A 24140-nucleotide genomic window follows, 5' to 3' on the forward strand; every position below is an offset into this window, starting at 1 on the left:
CACTAATAATTAACATAGTGGTGTCATAGATTTTTATTTAGTGTCGGCTGAATAAATATTTCGCCACACATAGAGGCTAACAGATATAGCCTCTTATGATGACGAAGTTCGGTTAGAGTAAAATAAAGTCTCTTTAAAGACCCCATCACGTTCTTGGCAAAATAGCACATGCCCATCCTGCATCGTACTGTGTCTGGTAATTGGGGGCTTATGATATTGTCGCTAAAAATTATTTATTAGGAGTTTCCCATTTCTTCGTATCGCTGCATTGAATTATGATTTGCTCACTGCCGCAAGTCATTCTGAATTCTCCTTTTTCGAGTATCCATTTTCCGTCGTAACCTACAAAGGCGAGGTCGCTGCCTTTCAACTTCAGACTGACTGTCCGGGTCTCGCCCGGTTGCAACGAGACTTTTTCGAATCCGCGCAAACGGATGTTGTCAGGTGTAAGACTGGCCACCAAGTCACTGGAGCAGAGAAGCACGCTTTCTTTTCCTGCCATCTTGCCTGTGTTGGTCACATCAATACTGAAAACAAGTTCATCATCAGCGGTGAAAGAAGAACGGTTCACACGGAAGTTGCTGTAACGGTAAGTAGTATAGCTCAGTCCGGCACCGAATGGCCATTGTACATCCATTACAGCATCGTAGTTGTAAATTCCGTCCATTTGGCCTATGTTTTCACAAGGCTTGTAGTCATAAGTAGCTAGTGAGTTAATCAAACGAGGATAAGTGAACGGCAATTTACCGCTGAAATTCGCATCACCTGCCAGTAGGTTTGCAAGTGCGTCAGCCCCATAGTTGCCAGGCAACATGATATGTACCACAGCTTTTGCTAGCGGAACAATTTCATTGATAATACGCGGACGACCTTCGTTCAGCACCATGACAATCGGTTTCCCTGTTTTAGCCAAAGCTTTTATCAATTTTTTTTGGTTACCTGAAAGATTTAAGTCAGTCAGATTACCCGGTGTCTCACAATAAGAGTTCTCTCCGATGCAGGCGATGATAATGTCCGCTTTACTAGCTGCTTGTACTGCCTTCTCTATTTCCGGTTGGTTCTCCTGCCACCACAGAGAGCCTTTCCCGGTGACATAGGTAACGCCTGGTTCATAAATAATATGATTTCTGCCATATTTATTGCATAAGGCTTCGTAAATGGTATGATAAGCTTCTGCACATTCATCGGCCTTGTCACCTTGCCAGGAATATGACCATCCTCCATTTAGTGAACGCATGGAATGGGCATTGGGTCCGGTTAGTAAAATTGTTTTTCCTTGAGCTAAGGGAAGTACATTTTCTTCATTCTTCAATAGTACCAATGACTCTTCGGCTGCCTTTTGTGCTACTTGGGCAAATTCACTGCTGCCAAATTTATTGTATTCTTCAATATTCCAATAAGGATTTTCAAACAACCCCAAACGGTACTTTAAGCGGAGCACACGGCGCACAGCATCATCAATACGACTCATCGATACCTCACCTTCTTCCACTAGTTCTTTCAGCCACGTACAGAAACTCACCTCATAAGGAACCATGGACATATCAATGCCCGCGTTGATGGCAATCTTGATGGCTTCTTTCTTGGTGGCGGCAATGTGATCGCGGGTACAAAGATTGTTAATATCGGCCCAGTCTGTTACAATCATGCCATCCCAGTTCAAATCCTCTTTTAACCATCCAGTGAGCAGTTCCTTATTGGCGTGAAAAGGCATTCCGTTGTTCACACCCGAATTGACCATGAGAGTTAGCGCACCGTTGCGGATACACTCCAAAAAAGGAGCGAAATGTTTTTCGCGCAAATCAATTTCCGAAATGGAAGAGGGAGTACGGTCTTTGCCCGAAACAGGTACGCCATACCCCATAAAATGTTTCAAACTGGTTGCCACATGGTACTTGTCTATTCGATTCGGATTTTCTCCTTGGAATCCTTTTACTGCTTCGACGGCCATTTGGGCATTGACGTAACTGTCCTCACCATAGCTTTCCCACATACGCGGCCAGCGCGGATCGCGTCCCAGGTCCATAACAGGAGCATATGTCCAAGGGATACAACAGGCTTTTGTCTCGTAGGCAGATATTTCGCACGAACGGCGTACCAGTTCGCGGTTGAAGGTGGCCGCCATGTTAATTCCTTGTGGAAAGAGGGTACCGTCAAGGGTATAGGTTGTACCATGAATTTGGTCTACACCATAGATACAAGGGATGCCAATCTCTTGTAATGACTTTTCTTGGATTTGGCGAATAGTTTCCGCCCACTTTTCTTTGGTCTGTGCCACACTGAGGGGAACATTCAGGATGGAACCTATTTTGTATTTCCCGATGACGGTATCGAGCAAGGCTTCGCTCAACTTAAAGTCATTCGGGCTGCTGAAATCGGTTATTACATCGATGGTAATTTCACACATCTGTCCTACTTTCTCTTCCAGGGTCATCTTTTTCAGAAGAGATTCCACTTTCTTTTCTATCCGGGCATCCGAAGGAATGGCCGGTTGCACTTGGGCACATACGTTTGTTGCCATACTGAGAGATAATACTGTTGCTACTAATATATTTTTCATGCTGGTTTAATTTATTTGTTTACCAATGATCTGTTCTGAATGGAATGACGGGCATACCGCGATGATTCTTTAAATTGCCGGGTTGGAAGTTATGAAAGCAATAACGCACAGCCACCGGATGTTTCACTTTATCCGAATGTACCCGGATGGTTTTCTTTTCAGGGACGAGAACGGCTACGGCCGGATAAAACACTTTATCTGCTCCGGCTATCTCGAAACCTTTTATATCTTTCCACGGACTCAGTCCTTCATCTGCATGGTGAAAAGTCAGTTCTACTGTGTCACTTTGTATACTCATGTTCCAATAAGAAGGATATTCGCAGGCTATGCTTCCATACTGATAGGTCTTGTTCAGTGCAAGATAAGCCAATCGTTTGCCCACTTCTTCTTTTTGGCAGGGATGAATTTGCGACTTTTCGTAGGCATAAACCAAATCGTTAGTACATACCATACCGCTATTGGGAATGAGAGAAGATGCTTGGAACTGTGCTTCGCGTAATAATGCTCCGCTGATTCCTTCACCATAATCATATGGAGCAATTTCTACCAAATAAAAAGGAAGTTCTCTCTTTCCCCACTCTTTGCGCCAAAGCTCAGCCATGATTCGCAGACGTTCGACATATGTTTTCTCTTTACCTACGTTCGATTCTCCTTGATACCAAAGAAATCCACGAATGGTATAGCGTTGAAGGGGCTTTAGCATGCCGTTATACATAACTGTCGGTGTATAGTAATCCCATTCTTTCCCTTTTTCTGGCTTCTTGATTTCCTTTTTTAAGTCAACATCCCGAAAACCTTCCACTACCTCACGAGGCAGCCAGCCTTCTACACGCGAGCCACCCCAAGCGCACGAGATAATGCCTACTGGTACACGAAGCACCCGGTGCAACATCCTGGCAAAGTTGAAAGCGGTTGCACTGAAATAAGGTGCGTTGAAAGGATTGCTTTCTTTCCAACTACCCGCTACATGTTCTTGGGGAGTCAATGCACCGGTCTTGGGAATGGTAGCCATACGAATAGCGTTCCATTCGCCAGAGGTGGCTATCGTTTCGTTAGCATGCTCTATCGGACAATTCCAGAAACCGTTCAGCGGCATTTCCATATTCGATTGTCCAGAGCAGAACCAAACTTCACCAATTAGTATGTTTTGGATGCGAGTTATTTCTCCATCTGAAAACTCAATACTGTATGGAGTGAAATCGGCGGCAGGAGTCTGTATGCTTACCTGCCATCTTCCTTCATTATCGGATTGAGCGGTTATCGTCTGATTATTCCATGAAGGAGTTACGTTGACCGTAGTGTTCGGTACTGCCTTACCCCATAGCTTCACTTCTGTCTGTTGCTGTAATACCGCATGGTCGCTCAGAATTTGGGGTAAAACTACTTTGGCTGATAAATTTCCTCCGAAGAGGTACAGCATACAAAGCGCTATGATTATTCTTTTCATACCTTTTCAATGTTTAAAATCGTTCTCAAAAATAATGAATGACAGTTTTTAAACAAATCTTTCCATAATTTCCATACACATGCGTCCATTGTGATAAGGACATTTCCAAAATCCCGCTTTGTCTTCATTTCGATTCACACTGCCGTCGGCTCGGAGACTCCAGTACCATTCTCCATTCTCGCGGTCTATCAAATTCCGTTTGACGAATTCCCAACACTGTAAGGCACGGGATAAAGACAGTTTGTCATCAAAATGCTGATACAAATTGATATAGCCCACAATGGTCTCTGCCTGAACCCACCAATGGCGGTCGGCATCTATTGAAGCCGTGTCCACATTTTGTTCATATAGCATACCCGCAGTGGTTAGAAAACCTTCGGTGCCAGCTTCGGCAATGTCAATGATACGAGGCTCCACTTCGTCCAATAGTGTTTTGTCATCTAGCACCATGGCAGCTTCGTGAAGGAGCCAGGACGCTTCAATGTCGTGTCCGTAGGAGATGATATGGTATTGGCTTTCCCAATCGTCATTGAAGAAGAGCTGTAGATGCGATGTGTCTGTATCCAGTATGCGATCGATGAACAAGCGAACGAGGTTGTACAGCTGATGTTTCAGGTAATCGTCTTTCCATACCCTGAACAGGTTGGTGTACGGCTCAAGAATGTGCAAATGGGTATTCATGGTCTTGCGTTCGTTGGCATCCTTGTTGCTGAGACGCATATCATCCAATTCTTCCCATTCTCGGGTCAGTGCTTCGAAATATCCGTTTTTCTTTCGGTCAAAGCTGTGCGCCTCAATGTCGTGAAACAAACGGATGGCGTATTCCAACGCTTCGTTGTCTCCCGTAGCACGATGGTATTCACTGAGTCCGTAGATGGCAAACCCAATGGCATAGATCTGCTTCTTGGTGTCTAGCGGGCGGTCTTCGGCACTGATACTCCAATAAATTCCTCCAAATTCCTTGTCGTAGAATCTGTCGATGATTTCACGCTTGGCACGGGTGGCAGTTTCCAAATATTCAGGCTTATGCAATAGGCGGTAAGCCGAAGAGAAAGTCCAAAGAATACGTGCGTTCAAGATGGCTCCTTTCTCAGCTTCGGGCATTAATACCTCTTGTCCGTTGATGCGGCCATAGAATCCGCCATGTTGTACGTCTATCATTTTATCCATCCAATAGGGAAGGATGTTGGTGGTAAGTATTTCCTCCACCTCTTTCTTGAGTTGAAATATCGTTGTTTCCATTCTCTTTTTCATAATCAAATATTAATTTCTTCTTCGTTCTTCCAGCTCTTCCGTGATTTCCTTCATTTTCTTCTCGGACAGCGGATAGAGACTGATGAACGCGACACTCAGCATGGTTCCCACGGCAGGCAGGAAACTCAGAAACATTTTAATGCCTTGAATGGCCTGCTCGTTTTGCACGGCATTGGCCCGGAAACCGAAATAGGCAAGCAGCCAGCCCGTAACGGCGCTTCCGATGGCCCAACCGAACTTCTGGCTCATGGACGAGGACGAAAAGATAAGCCCCGTGGCGCGGTTGCCTGTCTTCAGTTCCGAGTAGTCCGCACAATCGGCATACATGCTCCAAAGCAACGGGAAAATGCTGCCCGCACAAATGCTGATCAGCACCTGGAAGGTGAATATCAGTGCGATGTCGTCGCGGTCGAGCCAGTAGAACACGATGCTGAGCAGCGTGGCGCATATCATGGACCACATGTAGGTCTTTTTCTTTCCGATGCGGTTGCTCACCGGGGCGGCAAGCATCACGCCGATGATATTGGCGGCTTGCCCGACGGCCAGATAAAGTCCGCTCAGCACAAAGGACAGTCCGAACAGGGAAACCGTTTCATGGTTCTCTTCGACGATGAAGTATTTGAAATAGTACACCGTGGCACCGTCGCGGATGGAGTTGAACACCAGGGCGGCAATGCCCGCGCCCAGCAATATCCACCAAGGGCGGTTGTGAAACAAGTCCTTCAAGTCTTCTTTTAACGGGTTTTGCACCTCCTTTATCGGTTTCACCCGTTCGCGGGTCAGGGCGAAACAGCCATAAAACAAAGCGGCGCACGCCACGGCTATCACCACCACCGCCATCATCCAGCCGTATTGTTCGCTATGCCCCCGGCTGAACACATTCACCATGGGCATGAAGAGCAACAGGGCGATGAAGCTGCCCAGGTAGGCGAACAGCATGCGATAGACGGCCAGCAGGTTGCGGTCGTGCGGATCGGCGCTGATGACTCCCAGCAGGGAGGCGTAGGGCACATTGATGGCAGAATAGACCATCATCATCAGCGAGTAAGTGGCATAGGCATAGATGATTTTGGCGGTCAGGCTCCACTGCGGAGTGGTGAACGTAAGGATGCCGATGAGCGCGAACGGCACGGCAAGAAACAGCAGGTAGGGACGGAACTTGCCCCGGCGCGAATGGGTGCGGTCTGCCAAGATGCCGACTACGGGGTCGAAGGCGGAATCCCATACCCGGGTGACCAGGAACATGGTGCCTACCGCGGCGGCAGGCATACCGAACACGTCGGTATAAAATATCATGAGATAGGAACCGAAGAGCTTCCAGAACATGGACGAGGCCATGTCTCCCAGTCCGTAACCTATCTTTTCTTTGAGCATTATCATGGTAATTCGATTTTTATGGATGATTATCGGAGTCGATAGTGCTTCTTCCGAAGAAAAAGTGCTGTCGATTGCAGTCAACGGTGCTTTTTCCGAAGAAAAAGCACTATCGACGATTGTCGGCGGTGCTTGTCGGGCGTTTTTCATTCCCGCATCAGCCGAAGGTTCTTTTCTATCTGTTTTTTCAAGGTCTCTACCGAAGCCGATGAACAGAATCCGTCTCGGGGCGTGTTCATGCAATAGTCCACCAGCCGCTCCACGGTAGAAGTCGCCACATGCATACGGGTATCGCTGGAAGCATAATAGATGAACACTTTTCCATCCTCGTCCGCAATCCATCCGTTGGTGAACAGCACGTTGGATACATCGCCCACGCGTTCCTCGCCTTCGGGTACCATGAAAGCGCCTGCGGGCGAGGCTATCACGCGGGTAGGATCATCCAAGGCGGTCATGTACATATACAACACATAGCGCAAACCTGCGGCGCAACCGCGCACGCCGTGTGCCAGATGCAGCCAGCCTTGGGGAGTCTTGATGGGATGAGGTCCTTCGCCGTTCTTCACCTCCTTGATGGTGTGGTAATGGCGTTGGTCGATGATGGTTTCCTCGGTTACTTCCGCTTGCGTCATGTCATCCACCAACGCCCAGCCGATTCCGCCTCCGCTTCCCGCATCGATGAATCCGTCTTGCGGACGGGTGTATAGGGCGTACTTGCCGTTTACGAATTCGGGATGCAGCACCACGTTGCGCTGTTGGCTGCGCGTCTTCAGGTCGGGCAGGCGCTCCCAATTCTTCAAGTCCTTGGTACGGGCGATGGCGGCGGTGGCGGTAGCCGATGACAAATCGCCTGCCGGAGCGGAGGGGTCGTGGCGTTCGGCACAGAAAATGCCGTATATCCAGCCGTCTTCGTGCGCCGTGAGACGCATGTCGTAAATGTTGGTGGCGGGAATCACATCTTCGGGCATCGTGACGGGATAGTCCCAGAAGCGGAAGTTGTCAATGCCGTTGGGGCTTTCGGCCACGGCAAAGAAAGACTTGCGGTCGGCTCCCTCCACGCGCACCACCAATACATACTTTCCGTTCCACTTGATGGCTCCCGAATTCAGGGTAGCATTCATTCCGATGCGTTCCATCAGGTAGGGGTTGGTCTTCTCGTCCAAATCATAACGCCAAAACACGGGCGTGTGTGCGGCGGTCAGTATCGGATGCTTATAACGGGTGATAATGCCGTTTTCTTTTTCCTGCGGTTCATTACGACGTGAGAGCAACACTTCATGCTCATCGAACAATTGTTTTACTTTATCTTCGAAATTCATATCTTCTCGTTTATTTAAAGGGGTGTTATTTCTTTGTTTTCATATCACGGACGAACAGCGTGCGCGGGTCGGCATGGAACTTCACGAAGTCATTGGCCGAAGCTTGTCCGGGGTAAGGGGCATAGTAATGGTTGGGGCGTTCGCGTGCGTTGCGCCACACCAATACGTAGCTTATGGGATACTTGCTAATGACCGGCATCAGCGTTTCCGTCCACCAGGTAGAGTCGGGCACGGCTTCGTATCCCGTTTCGGTAACGGCGGTCGGCTTATCGTGCGATTGTCCTACTTCCGTCAGTATGGTCAGCGCCTTTTCCATATTGTTCAGATATTCCCGGCGGTCGAACTGGTACGTGTCGAAGCCTATCAGGTCGATGATGTCGTCTCCGGGATAGCGTTCCAGATATTCGGCGGTATTGTTCGGTTCCGTTCCCGGCGAATAGGCATAAAGCAAATGCTTCACACCTTTCTGCTGCATGAATTCATAAGTCATGCGCCACAAGGCTTTGTATTCGGTGGCGCTGCACAGGGCCTGTCCCCACCAGAACCAGCTTCCCGTATGTTCGTGCCACGGGCGGAACAGAACGGGCACTTTCCGTCCGTCGCTTGTGGTGAGCGAGTTCATAAAATCGGCTATTGTGCCCATCCAGCCCATGAACTTATCATGTTGCGCTCCTCCCGGCAGCACCGAGGCCACAACGGTAGAGTCGCTTACATCCCAAGCGTCTTTCCCTGTAACAGGATTGTCCGTATGCCAACTGAGCGACACCATGCCGCCGCGTTCATACTGTGCGATGATTTCGCGGCGAAGGCGTTCTATGGGAACATTGTCCAGGTTCTTGTCGCCGCCCAGTTCAATGCGTCCCAAGTCGAAGGACATCATGGCGGGGTAATCTCCGCATACGCTTTTCACATCGCTGCGGTTCTCGTCTCCATCCCACCCGATGCCATATACAGGGTCGTCGTGATGACCAAACAGGAAATGGTTCTGCCGAGAGACTTCTTTCAGTTCCGTAAGCATCTGCTCCGCTTCGGGAGTACGCCCCGAGGACGTGTTTGGGCTGGTGCAGGCAAGCATTCCGCCTGCCAGCACCACGATTGTTATCATCATTCTTATATCTTTCATCATGGCTTATTGTTTTTTCTCGATTCGGATATTGGCAAAACTATGATCTGTGTTCCAGTCCGAGTTGGGCTGCATAATCCAGAAGAGATTGTTCCATCCGGCATTGATTCCATTGGTAGCCACTTCCGACAGCTCCAGCCGAACGGTACACCAGTTGCCATAAGTATTAAAACTTCCGTTAGCAGAGGGATTCCAAGCATATTGCCCTCCGTTCAGCTGAATGAGATAACCGACAGAAGCGGAATCGTAGAACGGATTGCCGTTGGCGGAGTTTACTTCGAACTTGAACCAATAGTCCGAAGGATTGGCAGCGGCTTCGGCCGGGATGTCACATCCTCCGCACAACAGGCTGTTCCAACTCCATGCGGCATACGATCCTTTGACGCGGAAATAAGAACCGTTCAAAGGAGCGGGCTCGTTGGATCCGTTTCCGGTAGTAATCAGTTCGGTTCCCGCCCAAAAGCCGTAGGCGTCAGGAGTGTCCAGATTCCAAAGAATACCGGTTGTATTGCGATAAGGAACACTGACTGTCTTTGTTCCGCTTGCACTTTCCCAAGAGAAAACGATCGTAGAGTTATCCGAAGTATTTTCGGGTATGACAATGGACATATATTGTTCGGTCAATGAATCTACTTCCAAGGCCACTCCGTTCATCGTGATGGTGGAGGATTCCGTGCCGCCCCCGAATCCATAGAGGTCGAAATAAGCACCGTTTACTTTGATGGAGCTTCCCGGCAGGGCAAACTCATTATACAATCCCGAGATACTGACTTCGGGAATCTGGACCGTAAAGTCTACCGAGGTGTTTCCCAATTCCGTTTCATAGTAAAGCTTGTTGTTCACTTCACCGGGGATGGTGCGGGGTATCGGAAAATAGACGGCATGAGCGGTGGCATAGACTTCGCTCAGTGCTATCTCTACATCATTCAGCATCACCTTTCTTGCGTGGCTCAGATTCTCGCCGGTCAGCTTGATCATGTCTTCAAAGGCTGCTCCGGTGAGTGGAGCAGTCATTTCCGTATCGTCGGCACGATAAATGGCGGAGATGGATGGAGCACCGTTTGAAGTCATTCCGTCATCATATCCATCATTATAAGTCACTATATCCTGGCAGGAAACCAGCGTTGCTGTGGCAGCGGCAAACATCAGCCCGCAGACAGCTATATTCAGCTTTTTCATATTCTGTTTATTTTTTGATTGTACGACAATTCTTTTTCTATGTGTTTAGCTCCAGCCCGGGTTGTTGCTGTCAATGGCATCGTTGGTCGAAATCTCGGCCGACGGGATGGGGAAAAGCAAGTGCTTGGCTTCACGGTGTTTGTTCACCGATGCTTCATCGTAGTTGGTTTTCGTACCGTCTTCGTTGGTTCCGCCAATGGAGTTCATGACATCCAGATACAGTCCCCAGCGAATCAAGTCCCAGCGACGGTCGCCTTCCAATGCCAGTTCCTTGGCACGTTCTTCAAAGATAGCCGAACGTAAAGCGACTTTCGAATCAATGGCACCATTGCCCGAAGTGACAGCCGGATTGGCATTTGAACGGGTGCGGATGGCATTCAGGGCTTTGATGGCTTCGCTATCAACACCGCTGCCCAACTCACACATAGCCTCAGCATAAATCAGCACAATATCGGCATAGCGCAGGAACGGCCAGTAGGCATCCGAACGCTCTACGGTGGGGTCGGTTACATCGGAATACTTGGTGCTGTAGGCCAATGTGGAGCTGCTTACATTGAAGGTGTATTGCACACCGTCGTTGTAGGGAGCCACAGGATCTGCCACCTTGTTTCCGTTTTCATCATAACCGGTTGCCATGAGTTTGTATTCAGGCGTATTGGGATAATAGAAACCGTAATTGTCGCTGGTTTGATAAGAATAGCGAAAACGGTGTTTCACACCTTTGGTGATACGATAATCCTTGCTGTCGAACAGCGTGTACCAATGATAACGGTTGCCAATCCATTGGCCTTGCTGAATCAGACCTTGGGCATTTTCCGTTCCACTAAACCAACGGTGAATGGTATTGCCATACTCTTCGTCGTTGTTCAAGGTTTGCAGCATGAACATGTGCTCTGCCTTGTTATAGTTGCTGCGTTTCCACAGTTCATCATAAGGAAGCAAGTCATAGCTGCCGTACTTTCCACCCATCACGTCCTTGGCATATTGTGCGGCTTTGGTGTAACAGTCTTTGGTGTCGAAACTTTCATATCCGGCGACTTGCGTCTTTCTGAAAGTCTTGCTCGTGGGGAGAACCAGCACTTTCTCACCGTTATTGAACTCATAGCTGGCACCGGTCTTTACTATCATTTCTTCGCCGGCAGTCATGGAACCGGAAGCCATCGTGACATACACTTTGGCCAAGAGACCGGCTGCGGCACCCTGTGCTACATGCCCTTCCTGGAAATCGACATCTGTATTCTTGTACATCACAGGAATGGCTTCTTCAAGCAAGCGGATGATTTCGGCATATACCTCTGCAATAGGGCGGCGGGGCTGTTCATAAGAAGCACCTTCGCTGATAGCCACATTGAACATCGGAATATCGCCGTATGCCTTGGTGAGCATGAAGTAGGCAAAAGCCTTGTTGAACTTCAGTTCCCCGATGGCGTTGGCTTTGACCTTTTCATCCGCTCCCGTAATTTGGTTCACATAGTTTAAAGCTACATTGGCCCGGTTGATTAAGCTGTAGCAACCTTTCCAAACGGCATCGGCCACTTCGTCTCCTTGAAAGTTGCCGGCTCCCAGATTACTGAATGCCCAATCGGGACCGCTTGTATAATCACAGTCCATTTCGAGGACACGGGGGAAGTTCTGCCAACGGAACATGTCATTGGCCCATTTACTATATACGCCTGTCACCCAAAGATTCACGGCAACATTGTCATTACCTACTTGGTCGGGACCTACGAAAGCGTACGGATCTTCGGCCAAAAAATCATCGCAAGATGTAAAGCTACCCATTAAGGCAGCAGAAAGAGCGACACTGAGAAATATATGGTTGAATTTCATTGTTCTTTTTCTTTTAAGTTATTGTTTGCTATTGATATCTCACAATCAAAAAGTGACCTTCATTCCGATGGAATAAGTCCGGCTGCTCGGATAAGAATAGATATCCACTCCACGACGGGAAGCATCGGAACCGAAGGCGTTTACTTCGGGGTCGAACCAGCTATAGTCCGTAATGGTAAACAGGTTGGTGGCACTGGCATAAAAGTTCAAGTTCTTGATACCCTTGAAAGGATTGGCCCAGTTATAGCCAATGTTCAAGTTCTTCAACTTCAGGTAAGAGCCGTCTTCCACATACCGGTCGCTGATAAGCATATTACGTTCGTAGCTTGATACGGCTTTCGGCCATTGGGCGATTGCGGTTGTTTCAGGAGTCCAACGGGTGTCGTAAGCGGCTTGCGGAATGTTGGCTACATTACCCATTTTCACATCCATCAAGTTACCGTTGAAAATGTCGTTGCCCTGGCTGCCCTGGAAGAAGAAACTCAATGTGAAGTTCTTCCAAGAAAAGTTATTGGTGATGCCATATACAAAGTCCGGATTCGTGTCGCCGATGATAACACGGTCGGCATTGGTGATGGCAGGATTATCATCGAAATTGCGATACTTTATTTCGCCTATCATTTTCTGTCCTTTGGCGCGAACGGCGGGATCGGGGTCGGCCATCACTTCAGCCAGATTGTCATAAAAGCCATCTTCTACATAGCCAAATATGGTACCGATGGGGCAACCGTTGCGTTGCAAGAACACCTCGTCGGCCTTATACCACAAGCGGGTAGCGAACTGGTCGGCTTCCAGACCGCCGATCTGGTTCTTGTTGAAAGAGATGTTGGCATCAATGTTCCACTTCAACGGTGTGTTTTGCAACAGGTAGAATTTACCTGAGATTTCCAGACCTTCATTGGTTACATAGCCACTGTTTACCATCATGTTGGCAAAACCTGTACTCAAAGGGATCTTCACTTCTTGCAACAGGTCGCGGGTTTTCTTGTGGTAATAATCCACCGTCAGATTGATGCGTCCATTCAGGAAACCCATATCGAGGCCTACATTGTATTGTGCAGTCGTTTCCCAACGCAAGTCATCGGCTACCGGTCCACGCCAGTCTACTTGGGCAAAACCGCTGTTGATGCCACCGGCAAACGGATAATTAGCAACACTCAGCATAGGCAGGGTACGATAGCTGCCGATACCTTGATTACCCGTTTCACCATAGCTGGCACGGAACTTTAAATTGCTGAAGATGTTCAAGTCCTTGATAAACTTCTCCTCACTCATGCGCCATGCAAAGGCACCCGAAAGGAAACCGGCCCATTTGTTGGCATCAGTAAACTTACTGGAACCGTCGGTACGGTAGGAGGCGGTAAAGATATACTTGTCCAGCAAGGTGTAATTGATACGGCCGAGGAAAGAAGCCAATGCCGCATCGCCACGGTCGCTTTGCAGCTTGCCGGGCTTGGTACCGAGGCTCATGTCATAGTCTTGTGTCAAGTCATTGGGAAATCCGGTGGCGCTCATTGACTTGCTGCCCCAATTGGTCTTTTCTGCCGTGAAACCTACTACGGCATTGATGCCATGCACTCCGAAAGTCTTGTCAAAAGTGAACAAAGATTCGGTCGTGATTCCCATGTACCAATTGTCCGATTGTCCTGCTTTACCGTTGATGCCGTTCTGTCCCGATCCTTCTTGGGTTTGCTGACCGAAGTAAGTACCGCGATTGTGGTTGGTATAACTGATACCTAAATTCTGACGGAATTTCAAGAAAGGGAACAACTTGACTTCTGCATACGATGACGTGAATACATTGATGGCCTTCAGGTGATCCTTTGTATCATTGATGTAAGCGTATGGATTGGATGCCAGCCAGCTCAATTCGTCATTGGTTGTCTGGTCCATGTGTGTCGGGTCGTAATTGGGCGGGAAAATCAATGACGAACGAATCACACCATAGTCATTGGAGTTTGTTTTGCTGAAATCGGTTTCAGTGTGGGTAAAGTTCATGTTCATTCCCATTTCCAGCCATTTGTACATTTTGCGACCGATGTTGGCACGCAGTGCATAACGGGTAAAACCGGACTCTTTGATAATACCATCCTGATTCAGGAAGTTACCGGAGAAGGCATGCCATCCTTTTTCCGAACCGCCGCTTACACTCAAGTTGTATTCTTGCGAAAAGCCGTTCTGATAAATCAGGTCTTGCCAGTCGGCTCCTCCCACCCAAGTCTGGTTGCCGTATTCATCGGTATAATAACCCGGATTACGGTAATCTTTAGGAGAAGGCAGGTATTTGCCGTTTTCATAATCCAGTGTTCCGTTGGGCAATGAAGGATAGCTCCACATTCCGGGATAAGACAGTTGGGCATAAGGCTTGCCATCGTATTGGTAGCTGTTCAGGTCTTGTTCGTTTATATAGCTGGCGTAAGTCGCAGCATCAAGCACCTTCACTTTGTTGGCTATGCGTGAAAAAGAAAAATTACTTGAAAATTCCACTTGCTCATAACCGGCTTCGCCCCGTTTGGTTGTGATAATCACCACACCATTGGCTCCACGTGAACCATAGATGGCTGTGGCGGAAGCATCCTTTAACACTTCAATGCTTTGAATGTCGTGTGGATTGATGAACGACAAAGGGTTTGAAGTATTATTGCTGTTCTGATTGGCATCGCTGGCCGGAGTGGAACCGGCGTCAAAAGGAACTCCGTCCACAATAAACAAAGGCTGCGAACTGGTAGAGAACGAGTTGGTTCCGCGTACCTGAATGCTTACCCCACCACCGGGAGCACCATCGGCGGCATTGATCTGTACACCAGCTACCTTACCGGCCAAGCCTTGGCTTAAGTCAGTCGGATTTCCTTTCATCAGGTCATCGCTCTTGATCTGAGATACCGCACCGGATAAATCTCTCTTCTTCATCGTACCATATCCCACCACTACCACTTCATCCAATACCTCTGTATCATCTTTGAGCGTAACCGTAAGTTGAGTTTCATTTCCTTTTAAAGCTACATCTTGCGATTGATATCCGATAAAGCTGACGGTCAGTACGGCTTTTGCAGGCACTTCCAAGGTGAACTTACCGTCAATGTCGGTGATGGTTCCGTTGGTTGTTCCTTTCTGTATTACATTGGCACCGATTACCGCTTCACCGTTTTGGTCAACCACGATACCGGCAATCTTCTTGTTTTGTTGTACAATCTCGATGGCATCTGCTGCAACGGCGTAAGCCTGCTGTACATTGCCCAATAAAAATGCGGCACAAGCACTGGTGACTAATATGCCTTTTTGAAGATTTCTTTTCATATTGTGTCTTTCTATAAAATTAAATGTTTCTTGTTTATAATCCCATTTGCGCCCACAGCCATTGGCTCCATTGCTCGTATTGTTCCTGATACCAGTAGTGTCCGGTTTCCAGATAGGGGTGAAGTTCCTTGGGAGCGGTGATACTGTTGTAAGCGGCGTATGTGGAAGTAGGTGGGCACACATCGTCGTTGTATCCCCAACTGAACCAGCCGGGCACCATAATCCGGCGGGCAAAGTTGACCATGTCATAGTAATCTGCCGTTTGGATTCGTTGCGGGGTAGGAGTCGGGAAATAGTAAAAATAATGCGGCCAGCCTCCGGCTACCTTCTGCAAGTGTGCCCGATGGTCGCACATGGCAGGATGAATGGCGGCATAGAACGTAACCCGTTTGTCTAATGCGGCTGTAACCATAGACAACGCACCGCCCTGGCTGGAACCGGTTACACCCAAGGCCTTGCCGTTGTATTGGGGAAGAGAGGTTATGAAATCGACCGCCCGCAGGGCACCCACAAATACACGCTTGTAATAACTGTAGTTACGATTGTCATCATTTTGATACTGATAATTGTAAAGTGCCCCGTATGCCAGTTCGTCATAGACAGACTGCTGCATGGTTACCGGAATGCCATGAATACCGATTTCCAAAGTAATGGCACCTTTGGCAGCTGTTTCCACATCGCCGTAGTAGGGACGCACTCCCGCACCGGGTACACGGAGCAGTGCCGGATAATTGCCGGAAGCTTTAGGCATGCAGAGAATACCGAAAGTACGCGAGCCTTGACGGATGTTTTGGAAACTGACCTGATAGACATTGACCGTTTCGGTGCAGCGTGACGGTAGCAGTTCCATGGTGGAAGACAAAGGTACCTGGCGGGCTTCTTTCAAAGTGCCTTCCCAAAAGTTGTCAAAGTCGCTTGGGTTTACGGCATGTGCCCGGATGGATTCCGGAGCGTATGCGGCGGTTGCCATGCCGTCGTATGTCTTGTTGCCAACGTACGCCTTCACTTTGCAACGAAGAAAACCGGGAGTGTTCATGCTGCTGCTGACAGTCAGCTTTCCATCCTTCAGTGATACTCCATCTTTCTTTTCTGTGGGATACCACTCAGGGCCTAGTTCATAGTCCACTTTCACATCGGGCAATACATTCTGCGCTTTGTACACCTGAATGGTGAAAGTACATTTCTCTTTCAGTCGGTATGTCCAGTCCGAATGATCGGGCGAGACCACCACGCGGATTTCATTTCCGCGGATTTGTGCAAACATGGATGCGGTACACAGGTACAGCATGAAGCCGGCAATCCAAATTTTTCTGTTTCTGTTCATGGTATAAATAGTTAAAATGAATGTTGTTTCAGTTGTTGGTTGGCAGTACGGATAATGGCTATAGTGGTACTGTCGGACATAAATACCGAATTCAGGCCTTGCTGCTCTTGCGCCGGATCGCCCGTATAGTCATCTCCTCTTTGCCAATATAAGTGCTTGGGGGCAGCCAGTCCGCCCCATGCCCAGAAGTTGCATCCAGTCAGTCCGGCTGATTGCGCGGTCCTATCGGTTATCAGGCTGAATATGTATTGATAGTAGGTATCTCGTGCCTGTGTTGTAGCTGATTTGTCAAACCGGAACCCGTCCCTTGGATAACCGAATTCTTCCAAAACCAACGGTTTGCCATATTTTTGTGCTATTTCCAGATGCTCGTCTATGTATTGTTTCGATTGCAACTGCGCTGCCTCTGCCTTTTCTGACAAACTGTCTGCCGGCGCCCATCCCCAGTTGTAGGGCCAGATATGAATGTTCATATAGTCAATGTGCTTGTCGGCATGGATTCGCTCGAACAGGGCGAGGTCTTCCTCACAGCCATGTTTGCCCTCGCTACCTGTTGAGACCAGATGATTCCGGTCGAGCGACTTGATGAAACGACTAACCTCAGCCATCCAGATAGCGAAAGCCTCTTTGTTTTCTCCCGAGAACGCACGAGGTTCGTTGCCTATCTGCCATGACATGATTGTGGGGTCTTCCACATAACTTATGTTTGTATACCTATTGATTCGGGTAATGATATCCTTTACATAGTCGGCAAAAAGTGATTTTGCTTTCTTGTTGTTTGGAAATTCCTTAACATAATCCATGAATGCCGGCCATCCGTCTATGCTTGGGACAGGGGCTTTTCCTTTTCCGGCCCATTCCAGATATTGGCTATACCCGCCGCTCCATTCCCAGGAATTGTTCAGGTAGAGAACTGCCAGCATGTCTCTTTTTTTCATTTCAGAAAGAAGAAAGTCCAGCCCGGCAAGAATGGTATCGTTGTAAACACCCGGTGCTGTCTGGAGCGTAGGCTCTACTTTCGAGGTAATTCCACGGGCACCGTCGCTGCCTACCAGTATTCTTAAATTGTCTATACCTATACTCTTTAAGGAATCCAGTTCCTGAACCAAGCGTTCACGATTTCCTCCTTCACCTTCGGAAGCAAGAATGCCTCCATACCAAAAGTTGGCACCGATATATTTATAAGGTTTGCCATCACGGACAAACATTCCCTTTTCAACTTGTACAAAGGGAGATGCCTGCTGTTGCGTTTCTGTACAACACGCACCGCAGAGTACTGCGGAAAGACATAGGGTTACAAGGGTGTTCTTCATGTTATTCATTAAATTTAAATTCGGTTCTTTTTGTGCTGGCAAATGTATGAGGAAAGATATAGATCGGCTTCTTCAATTGATTATCAGACTATCCGTATTGTGTATTTATCAATTTGGGAAGTGTTTTTACTCATTTGGGATAGTGTTTGCCTCTATTATCCCATTTGATTTTTATAACTTTGCAGCGTTAAACCTAATACTGATATGATGAAAAAGAACTTGCTCCTGATTTTGATGTGTTTTGTCTGTGGGCTTGTATATGCGCACGACGGATTAAACTTTAGAAATCTTGATGTGAAGTCCGGGATTTCGGATAATTATGTACGGTCTGTTCTGCGCGACCAGTATGGCTTCATGTGGTTTGCCACGCTCAACGGTCTGAACAGATACGATGGTTATCAGTTCAAGAAATACACAACGACCCAATTAGGGGCTTACAACAATGACATTGAATCTATCGCAGAAGATGCGGCAGGCAATATTTGGATAAAAGGTCCCGTCAGTTATTATATCTACGATCGGGAACAAGATAAATTGGAGAACAAGATACAGCCTGTCTTAAATAAATATGGAATAACGGGAGAGGTGAGCTATCTTACTGTCGATAAGGATTACAACCTGTGGTGTACCGTGATGGATACGTTGTTCCATTATGATTTTGCAAAGAGTAAGTTGCATACCTTTCAACTGCCTGGAAAGGAAAAAATGCAACAGGTTGTTTGTCGGCGTTCGTGTGCCTATCTGCTCTTCTCGAATGGAGAAATAGCCCGCATCGATTCAAACTTTCAACATATCCGTCCGGAAACACGAAGAACCCTCTCTTCCGGTTTGCAATATAACCTTTATATAGATACGGTGGACAGGCTTTGGTTTTACGCTTCGCATGCTTCGGGCTTGCAATGTTATGATACCAATCAAAAACAATGGATAGATTACGTGGGTAGGCAGGAAGTGACAGATGCGTTGATAACTGCCGTAATGGATGACGGGGACGGCAATTTATGGATTGGAACGGATGACAAAGGAGTTTATATCAGTTACAATCAAGACAAGCAATTGGTGCGGATAAACAAGAAATCAGAGAATCCTTTTTCATTGGCCGACAATCATATCAATTGTTTTTTCAAAGACAATCAGAACACCATGTGGGTAGGAACGGGCAAACAGGGAGTATCTTTTGCCGCTTTGGATAAAATAGCCTTCAACACTTGTTTCTTGCCGGAACAGGAAGACGTGAAATGCTTGCAGGAAGACAAGGAAGGAAACCTGTGGATGGGGTTCGATGGAGAGGGGCTAATCCGACAGGATGCGGGCAAGGCCTCTTATACGCGCTTTAAAATGAAAAAACACTCCATCCCTTCCGATTTGATTATTTGTTCGTGTCTGGATGCCAAGAGCAGGCTTTGGTTCGGAACTTATGGAGGAGGAGCTTTTTATGAACAAGGAGGAACGTTCATTCCCTTGCGTAATGCCGCTCCCGCTTCATTGAAATACATCCGACGCATAGCGGAAGATGCGAACGGAACCATTTGGTTCGGTACGTTTATGCAAGGATTGTATGCCATGGATGCCGATGGGAACTTTACCGCCTATACGATGGATTCTTCCATCCTCCAAACGAACAGTATCATGGATCTGGCTTATTCGGGAGGACGTAACCTGTATGTCGGAACCAGCAGCGGACTTTATTCCATGGATATCTATACGCGAAAGATGGTTCCCCTAACAGGGAATAAAGCTGGGACTCAGTCCTTGCCCGATTCTTATATCACCTGTCTGTTTTATGACAGTCGTGGATTGTTGTGGATTGGTACTCGTACCGGAATGACTGTTTTTGACGAGAAAAAGGATGGAATGATACACCTTTCTATAGAAGACGGGCTGTCGCACCAGTGCATTCGTGCCGTGACGGAAGACAAGTATAAGAACATTTGGGTGGCGACCGATCATGGAATAACAAATATTTGGGTGGCGGCCTCTCCGACGGGAAAGTCTTCATCCTACTTGTGTTACCCCTATTTTGAAGAAGACGGTATTGGCGATATGACTTTTAACTCACATTCCATTACCTGCACCGGGCAAGGGGAAATCCTGATGGGAGGCATTGGCGGATATTTGAAAATAACTCCCCGGCCAACCGACTTCTACAATCGTTCCGGGAATCCTGTTGTATTTACCGACTTGCTGTTGGCGAATCAGAAAATGGAAGTCGGTTCCCGTACTTCCAACGGACGCATCCTGCTCCCCAAAAACATTCAGCTATTAGAGGAGATAACCATGGACTATTCCGATAGTAATTTTGCGCTGGAGGTATCGTCCATGGATTATCAGAATCGGCACAAGCAGCAATTTGCCTATCGCTTGGGAGAACAGGAGGAATGGGTGAAGCTGGAGGGAAACCGCATTCATTTCAACCGTTTGTCTTACGGGACCTTCCGATTGCAAGTAAAAGTGTATGAGCCTAACGGATACGACAATCCTGTATCTTCTTTACTTATTCACGTCCGTCCTCCGTTTTGGCTTTCGTTGCCGGCGTATGGGTGTTATGCGCTGATGGTCATTTTTCTTTTCCTTCTCATATTAAGGAATACCCAAAGAAAGCACAAACGCTTGATGGAACAACAAAAGCATGAGATGGAGATAACGCAACAGCATGAAATGGATGAGGCGAAGATGCGTTTCTTCACCAATGTCAGTCACGACCTTCGTACTCCGCTGGCTTTGATTATCACTCCGCTCGAAAAGTTGCTGGCTTCGGAGTCGGCCCGAAACCTGAAAGCAGACTTGGAGCTGATTCATCGCAATGCGGTGGCTTTACTGGACGAGGTCAATCAGTTGCTTGACTTCCGAAAACTGGATAAGCAGAAAGCCCAACTCTCTCTTTCATACGGTAACCTGTCGGATTTTGTCAAAGAGACTTGCGATTCCTTCAAGGAACTGTCTCTTAAAAACGGCATACAGTTGGAGTTAAACCTGATGGATGCCGATATCAGCATGTCCTTTGACCGAAACAAGATGCAACGCATTTTGCTCAACCTTCTGTCCAATGCCGCCAAGTACAATCGGGAAGATGGAAGCGTGGTGGTTACGGTCGATAAAATACGTGTGTCGGAAAAAGAACATGTACGCATACAAGTGGCCGATACAGGCATTGGCATCAAGGACGAGAACAAGGAAAAAGTGTTCGACCGTTTCTTTCAGGAACAGCACGCCGCCACAACGTATGTAGGCAGCGGCATCGGATTGCATATCGTTAAAGAATACGTGACCTTGCACCAAGGTACCATCCGGATAACCGATAATCGGCCGCAAGGAAGCATCTTTGTCATTACCTTGCCTGTCGTGGGCGGGACGAATGAGGAAAGGCAGCTTTGCCACGGCTCCCAAGAGGAAGGCATATCGGTTCTTGTGGTGGAGGACAACGACGATTTCCGCCGTTTCCTAGTGGGATGCCTGAAAGAACACTATCAGGTGTTCGAGGCTTCCAACGGCAAGGAAGCACTTGAGATCCTGTCGCAGCAGTCTGTACAAATGGTAATCAGCGACGTGATGATGCCTGTCATGGACGGGCTGGAATTATGCCATGCCGTCAAGACGGACATCCGGTTCTCGCACATCCCCGTCATCCTGCTGACCGCCCGCACCGCCGAAGAACATGTGTTGGGCGGATTGCGCGAAGGAGCCGACGACTACATCACCAAGCCTTTCAACCTCGACATCCTATTGTTGCGGATTCAGAAGTTGCTGCAATGGACACAGAGCAACCATGAAAAGTTCGGCAAGATGGAGGTATCTCCATCCGAAATAACGATTAGCAGTCTGGATGAACAATTAATAGAGAAGGCTATTCGCATTGTGGAAGAAAATATGGATAACTCAGAGTTTTCCGTTGAGGAGCTCAGCGCGCAGATAGGTATTAGCCGGAGTGGTCTATATAAGAAGTTGATGTCTATTACGGGGAAGTCTCCTTTGGAGTTTATGAGAATCTTACGTCTTAAACGCGGAAAACAATTATTGGAGAAGAGTCAACTCAGTATCTCTCAAATAGCTTATCAGGTGGGGCTGTCCCCCAAGCAGTTTGCCAAGTACTTTAAGGAAGAATATGGATGTCTGCCATCAGAATATAATTAGTGTTTACCGAATAAATAATAATAATTGGATACTATTTCTTTATGAAACGTATACAAACTGCTAGTGCCAAGGAGAAATGATAATGTCAAAACTTCATTTAAATAACAGACATCTATTCAATGCTGAAGTACAAAAAAATGTCGTTTTGAAAGATTAAAACTAAAGGACATTATAGCAAAATAGGCGAATATAGCCAGTTGATTATCAATGAAATTTTCAAAGTTTAGATAAGAACTAAGCAATCAAACACATTACAATGCTGGACGGGAATGTGCTACTTTGTCAAGAACATGATAAAGATAGAATCTCTTCAGAAATCTTAGCCTTGCTCTAATCGAATTTGAGCAGGTTATCTTCACCGTCATCATAAGAGATTATGTGATTGCATCTCTGCTTGGTTATCATTTAATACCTTTCATTTCTATAAGGTAAACCTACACAGATATTGGATTCACCTTCATCGTCTCCAGATTCAGAAACAGCCCGTAATGTTCCAGCATTCCGTTGCGAAACATCTTCCATAAAATATTGCACCCGAGTTGCGTCAGCGTGGAGTTGATGAACAGCCCTGAATGGGATTTGCTACATTAATTAGGAAAATATGAAATAAGGTTTATCAAAATTGCCTGTTGAACCTGCTGTAGCACCTGCTATTGCCAGTTAAAATTACAATCAGGGAAATTGCAGATAAACAAAAAAATACTATCTTTGCAGTGTAATAAAAGTGTTCTTTAGACTTAATGCAAAACATGACAAATATACGTAGTTCGCTCGTTTCTAAATCGTTACCTATTATAGTATAGATATTTTCCAATTGTCTGTATTTCAATTAGAAAAGAAAACTTGAATGTCTTCCAAGATGAAACGAGATATGCTTAGTAACTCCTGCATCTTTCGCCCATTTTTGAAGTATTTTATTTATAGTTCCCTCATGCGTCAAAGGAAAAATCAAATCATCGCCCTTTGCTTCATTTTGTTGCGGTAGCCACTTTAACGCTTCATCGGATATAGGAAGATAAAGCGGTTCTTTGGTTTTCTGCATCTTGATTTCAATTCTTATTCTTTCACCGCTTTTCTGTAAATCGTTCCACTTCAATTTTCTTATATCGCTTACACGCAATCCACACAAACAACTGAAAAGAAAGGCTTGTTTCATTATCTCATACTTGCATTCTGTTCCGATAAGCTGCCTCAATTCCTCTATTGTCAAATACTCCCTGCGGCTGACTTCCGCTTTTACCTTACTGGCAAAATCAAACTCTTTCGTTGGGTTAACCGTAATAATCCCCTCTTTATAGGCTCTATTTATAGCGGTACGCAGCACTCCATAGTAAGCAATAACGGAATTATTACTTAATACGCCCCCAGCCTTTAACAAACCAAACTTGCTTGCTTTCTTCGCTTGTTTCAAGAAATCCACAAAGCTATTTAAGAAGTCCTTATCTATATCACGAAAAGCGATATAGTCCCCTCTGAACAACTTTAACTCACGGATAGTATTACCGACTGTTTTTTCATAGTTCAGACTGCCACGCTCTTTGGATTGGCTTCTCATGTTCATTAAATAATCAATCACATTCGCCTTTGATTTATTTGTGTTCTGAAAGCCGTGTGCATCATTCTGTAACTCTACTATCCGCTTGCTTTGAATAGCTTTTGCAAGAGCTAATGTAGTTTCGTTCTTCGCCTTATCCTCTCTCGTTTTTTCGGGTATAAGGTATAACTTCAAAAATTCATATTGCCGTTTACCGCCAACATAATTTTCCTTTCTAATGACATCACCTGTATAATAATCCAAGTAGATGGACTGGTTACCATTGGCAAGCTGCTTGAATCTAATCCTTACAGGCTCTTTCAATTTAACTTCTTGTTTCTTCTTCGCCATAATTATGTTCTTATTTTGTTACCAATGCAAATATAGCGATTTATTTTGTTGTTCCAACGAATATGGGTAACAAAATAGTAACAAAATAAAGGCATTTATTAGAC

General features: G+C 46.8%; 13 protein-coding genes and 1 pseudogene. 1 reads left to right on the forward strand and 13 read right to left on the reverse strand.

Annotated features, from left to right (window positions below):
• Window positions 1-229 precede the first annotated feature (229 nt).
• The 11 genes from GKD17_RS16125 to GKD17_RS16175 all read right to left on the reverse strand — a co-directional run bounded on the left by GKD17_RS16125 (window position 230) and on the right by GKD17_RS16175 (window position 18020).
• Window positions 230-2560: a glycoside hydrolase family 3 N-terminal domain-containing protein gene (locus GKD17_RS16125; RefSeq protein WP_007831896.1), complete on the reverse strand. Its 2331-nt coding sequence runs from the start codon at window positions 2558-2560 to the stop codon at window positions 230-232.
• Between the two features lie 19 nt (window positions 2561-2579).
• On the reverse strand, window positions 2580-4007 hold the full coding sequence (locus GKD17_RS16130; protein WP_007831895.1) for a sialate O-acetylesterase: 1428 nt from the start codon (window positions 4005-4007) through the stop codon (window positions 2580-2582).
• A 48-nt stretch (window positions 4008-4055) separates the two neighbouring features.
• Window positions 4056-5249 (reverse strand): AGE family epimerase/isomerase, encoded by a 1194-nt coding sequence (locus GKD17_RS16135; RefSeq protein WP_050764857.1) that lies wholly within the window; start codon window positions 5247-5249, stop codon window positions 4056-4058.
• A gap of 21 nt (window positions 5250-5270) precedes the next feature.
• The gene (locus GKD17_RS16140) at window positions 5271-6641 is read right to left on the reverse strand and encodes an MFS transporter (protein ID WP_032935602.1); all 1371 of its coding nucleotides are present in this window, start codon (window positions 6639-6641) and stop codon (window positions 5271-5273) included.
• Between the two features lie 140 nt (window positions 6642-6781).
• Window positions 6782-7954: a glycoside hydrolase family 130 protein gene (locus GKD17_RS16145; protein ID WP_007831887.1), complete on the reverse strand. Its 1173-nt coding sequence runs from the start codon at window positions 7952-7954 to the stop codon at window positions 6782-6784.
• A 25-nt stretch (window positions 7955-7979) separates the two neighbouring features.
• Window positions 7980-9080, reverse strand: coding sequence for a glycoside hydrolase family 26 protein (locus tag GKD17_RS16150; RefSeq protein ID WP_007831886.1), 1101 nt, complete (start codon window positions 9078-9080; stop codon window positions 7980-7982).
• Between the two features lie 3 nt (window positions 9081-9083).
• On the reverse strand, window positions 9084-10256 hold the full coding sequence (locus GKD17_RS16155) for a glycan-binding surface protein (RefSeq protein WP_007831884.1): 1173 nt from the start codon (window positions 10254-10256) through the stop codon (window positions 9084-9086).
• 45 nt (window positions 10257-10301) lie between these two features.
• Window positions 10302-12086 carry a RagB/SusD family nutrient uptake outer membrane protein gene (locus GKD17_RS16160; RefSeq protein ID WP_007831882.1) on the reverse strand — a complete coding sequence of 595 codons (1785 nt, stop codon included), beginning with the start codon at window positions 12084-12086 and terminating at the stop codon, window positions 10302-10304.
• A gap of 45 nt (window positions 12087-12131) precedes the next feature.
• Complete coding sequence (locus tag GKD17_RS16165; RefSeq protein WP_007831881.1) at window positions 12132-15383, reverse strand: SusC/RagA family TonB-linked outer membrane protein; 3252 nt, start codon at window positions 15381-15383, stop codon at window positions 12132-12134.
• Window positions 15384-15417: 34 nt separating this feature from the next.
• The gene (locus tag GKD17_RS16170; RefSeq protein ID WP_007831874.1) at window positions 15418-16707 is read right to left on the reverse strand and encodes an acetylxylan esterase; all 1290 of its coding nucleotides are present in this window, start codon (window positions 16705-16707) and stop codon (window positions 15418-15420) included.
• Between the two features lie 11 nt (window positions 16708-16718).
• Entirely contained in the window at window positions 16719-18020 is a 1302-nt protein-coding gene (locus tag GKD17_RS16175) for a glycoside hydrolase 5 family protein (protein WP_007831873.1), read from the reverse strand.
• 207 nt (window positions 18021-18227) lie between these two features.
• Between GKD17_RS16175 and GKD17_RS16180 the strand changes: the two genes are divergently transcribed.
• Complete coding sequence (locus GKD17_RS16180) at window positions 18228-22151, forward strand: hybrid sensor histidine kinase/response regulator transcription factor (protein ID WP_032935600.1); 3924 nt, start codon at window positions 18228-18230, stop codon at window positions 22149-22151.
• A gap of 434 nt (window positions 22152-22585) precedes the next feature.
• On the opposite strand, the pseudogene GKD17_RS23865 reads toward GKD17_RS16180, so the two are convergent.
• Window positions 22586-22717, reverse strand: a pseudogene (locus GKD17_RS23865) (PRTRC system ThiF family protein); the annotation flags it as partial.
• 263 nt (window positions 22718-22980) lie between these two features.
• Window positions 22981-24036, reverse strand: coding sequence for a site-specific integrase (locus GKD17_RS16185; RefSeq protein ID WP_007831870.1), 1056 nt, complete (start codon window positions 24034-24036; stop codon window positions 22981-22983).
• Window positions 24037-24140 lie beyond the last annotated feature (104 nt).

Source organism: Phocaeicola dorei (assembly GCF_013009555.1).
Classification (GTDB): Bacteria; Bacteroidota; Bacteroidia; order Bacteroidales; family Bacteroidaceae; genus Phocaeicola; species Phocaeicola dorei.

Coding starts and splice junctions, on each gene's coding strand:
- GKD17_RS16175 (WP_007831873.1), bottom strand. CDS start 18,020: ATGAAGAACACCCTTGTAACCCTATGTCTTTCCGCAGTACTCTGCGGT.
- GKD17_RS16140 (WP_032935602.1), bottom strand. CDS start 6,641: ATGATAATGCTCAAAGAAAAGATAGGTTACGGACTGGGAGACATGGCC.
- GKD17_RS16130 (WP_007831895.1), bottom strand. CDS start 4,007: ATGAAAAGAATAATCATAGCGCTTTGTATGCTGTACCTCTTCGGAGGA.
- GKD17_RS16160 (WP_007831882.1), bottom strand. CDS start 12,086: ATGAAATTCAACCATATATTTCTCAGTGTCGCTCTTTCTGCTGCCTTA.
- GKD17_RS16145 (WP_007831887.1), bottom strand. CDS start 7,954: ATGAATTTCGAAGATAAAGTAAAACAATTGTTCGATGAGCATGAAGTG.
- GKD17_RS16135 (WP_050764857.1), bottom strand. CDS start 5,249: ATGGAAACAACGATATTTCAACTCAAGAAAGAGGTGGAGGAAATACTT.
- GKD17_RS16185 (WP_007831870.1), bottom strand. CDS start 24,036: ATGGCGAAGAAGAAACAAGAAGTTAAATTGAAAGAGCCTGTAAGGATT.
- GKD17_RS16180 (WP_032935600.1), top strand. CDS start 18,228: ATGAAAAAGAACTTGCTCCTGATTTTGATGTGTTTTGTCTGTGGGCTT.
- GKD17_RS16155 (WP_007831884.1), bottom strand. CDS start 10,256: ATGAAAAAGCTGAATATAGCTGTCTGCGGGCTGATGTTTGCCGCTGCC.
- GKD17_RS16165 (WP_007831881.1), bottom strand. CDS start 15,383: ATGAAAAGAAATCTTCAAAAAGGCATATTAGTCACCAGTGCTTGTGCC.
- GKD17_RS16150 (WP_007831886.1), bottom strand. CDS start 9,080: ATGATGAAAGATATAAGAATGATGATAACAATCGTGGTGCTGGCAGGC.
- GKD17_RS16170 (WP_007831874.1), bottom strand. CDS start 16,707: ATGAACAGAAACAGAAAAATTTGGATTGCCGGCTTCATGCTGTACCTG.
- GKD17_RS16125 (WP_007831896.1), bottom strand. CDS start 2,560: ATGAAAAATATATTAGTAGCAACAGTATTATCTCTCAGTATGGCAACA.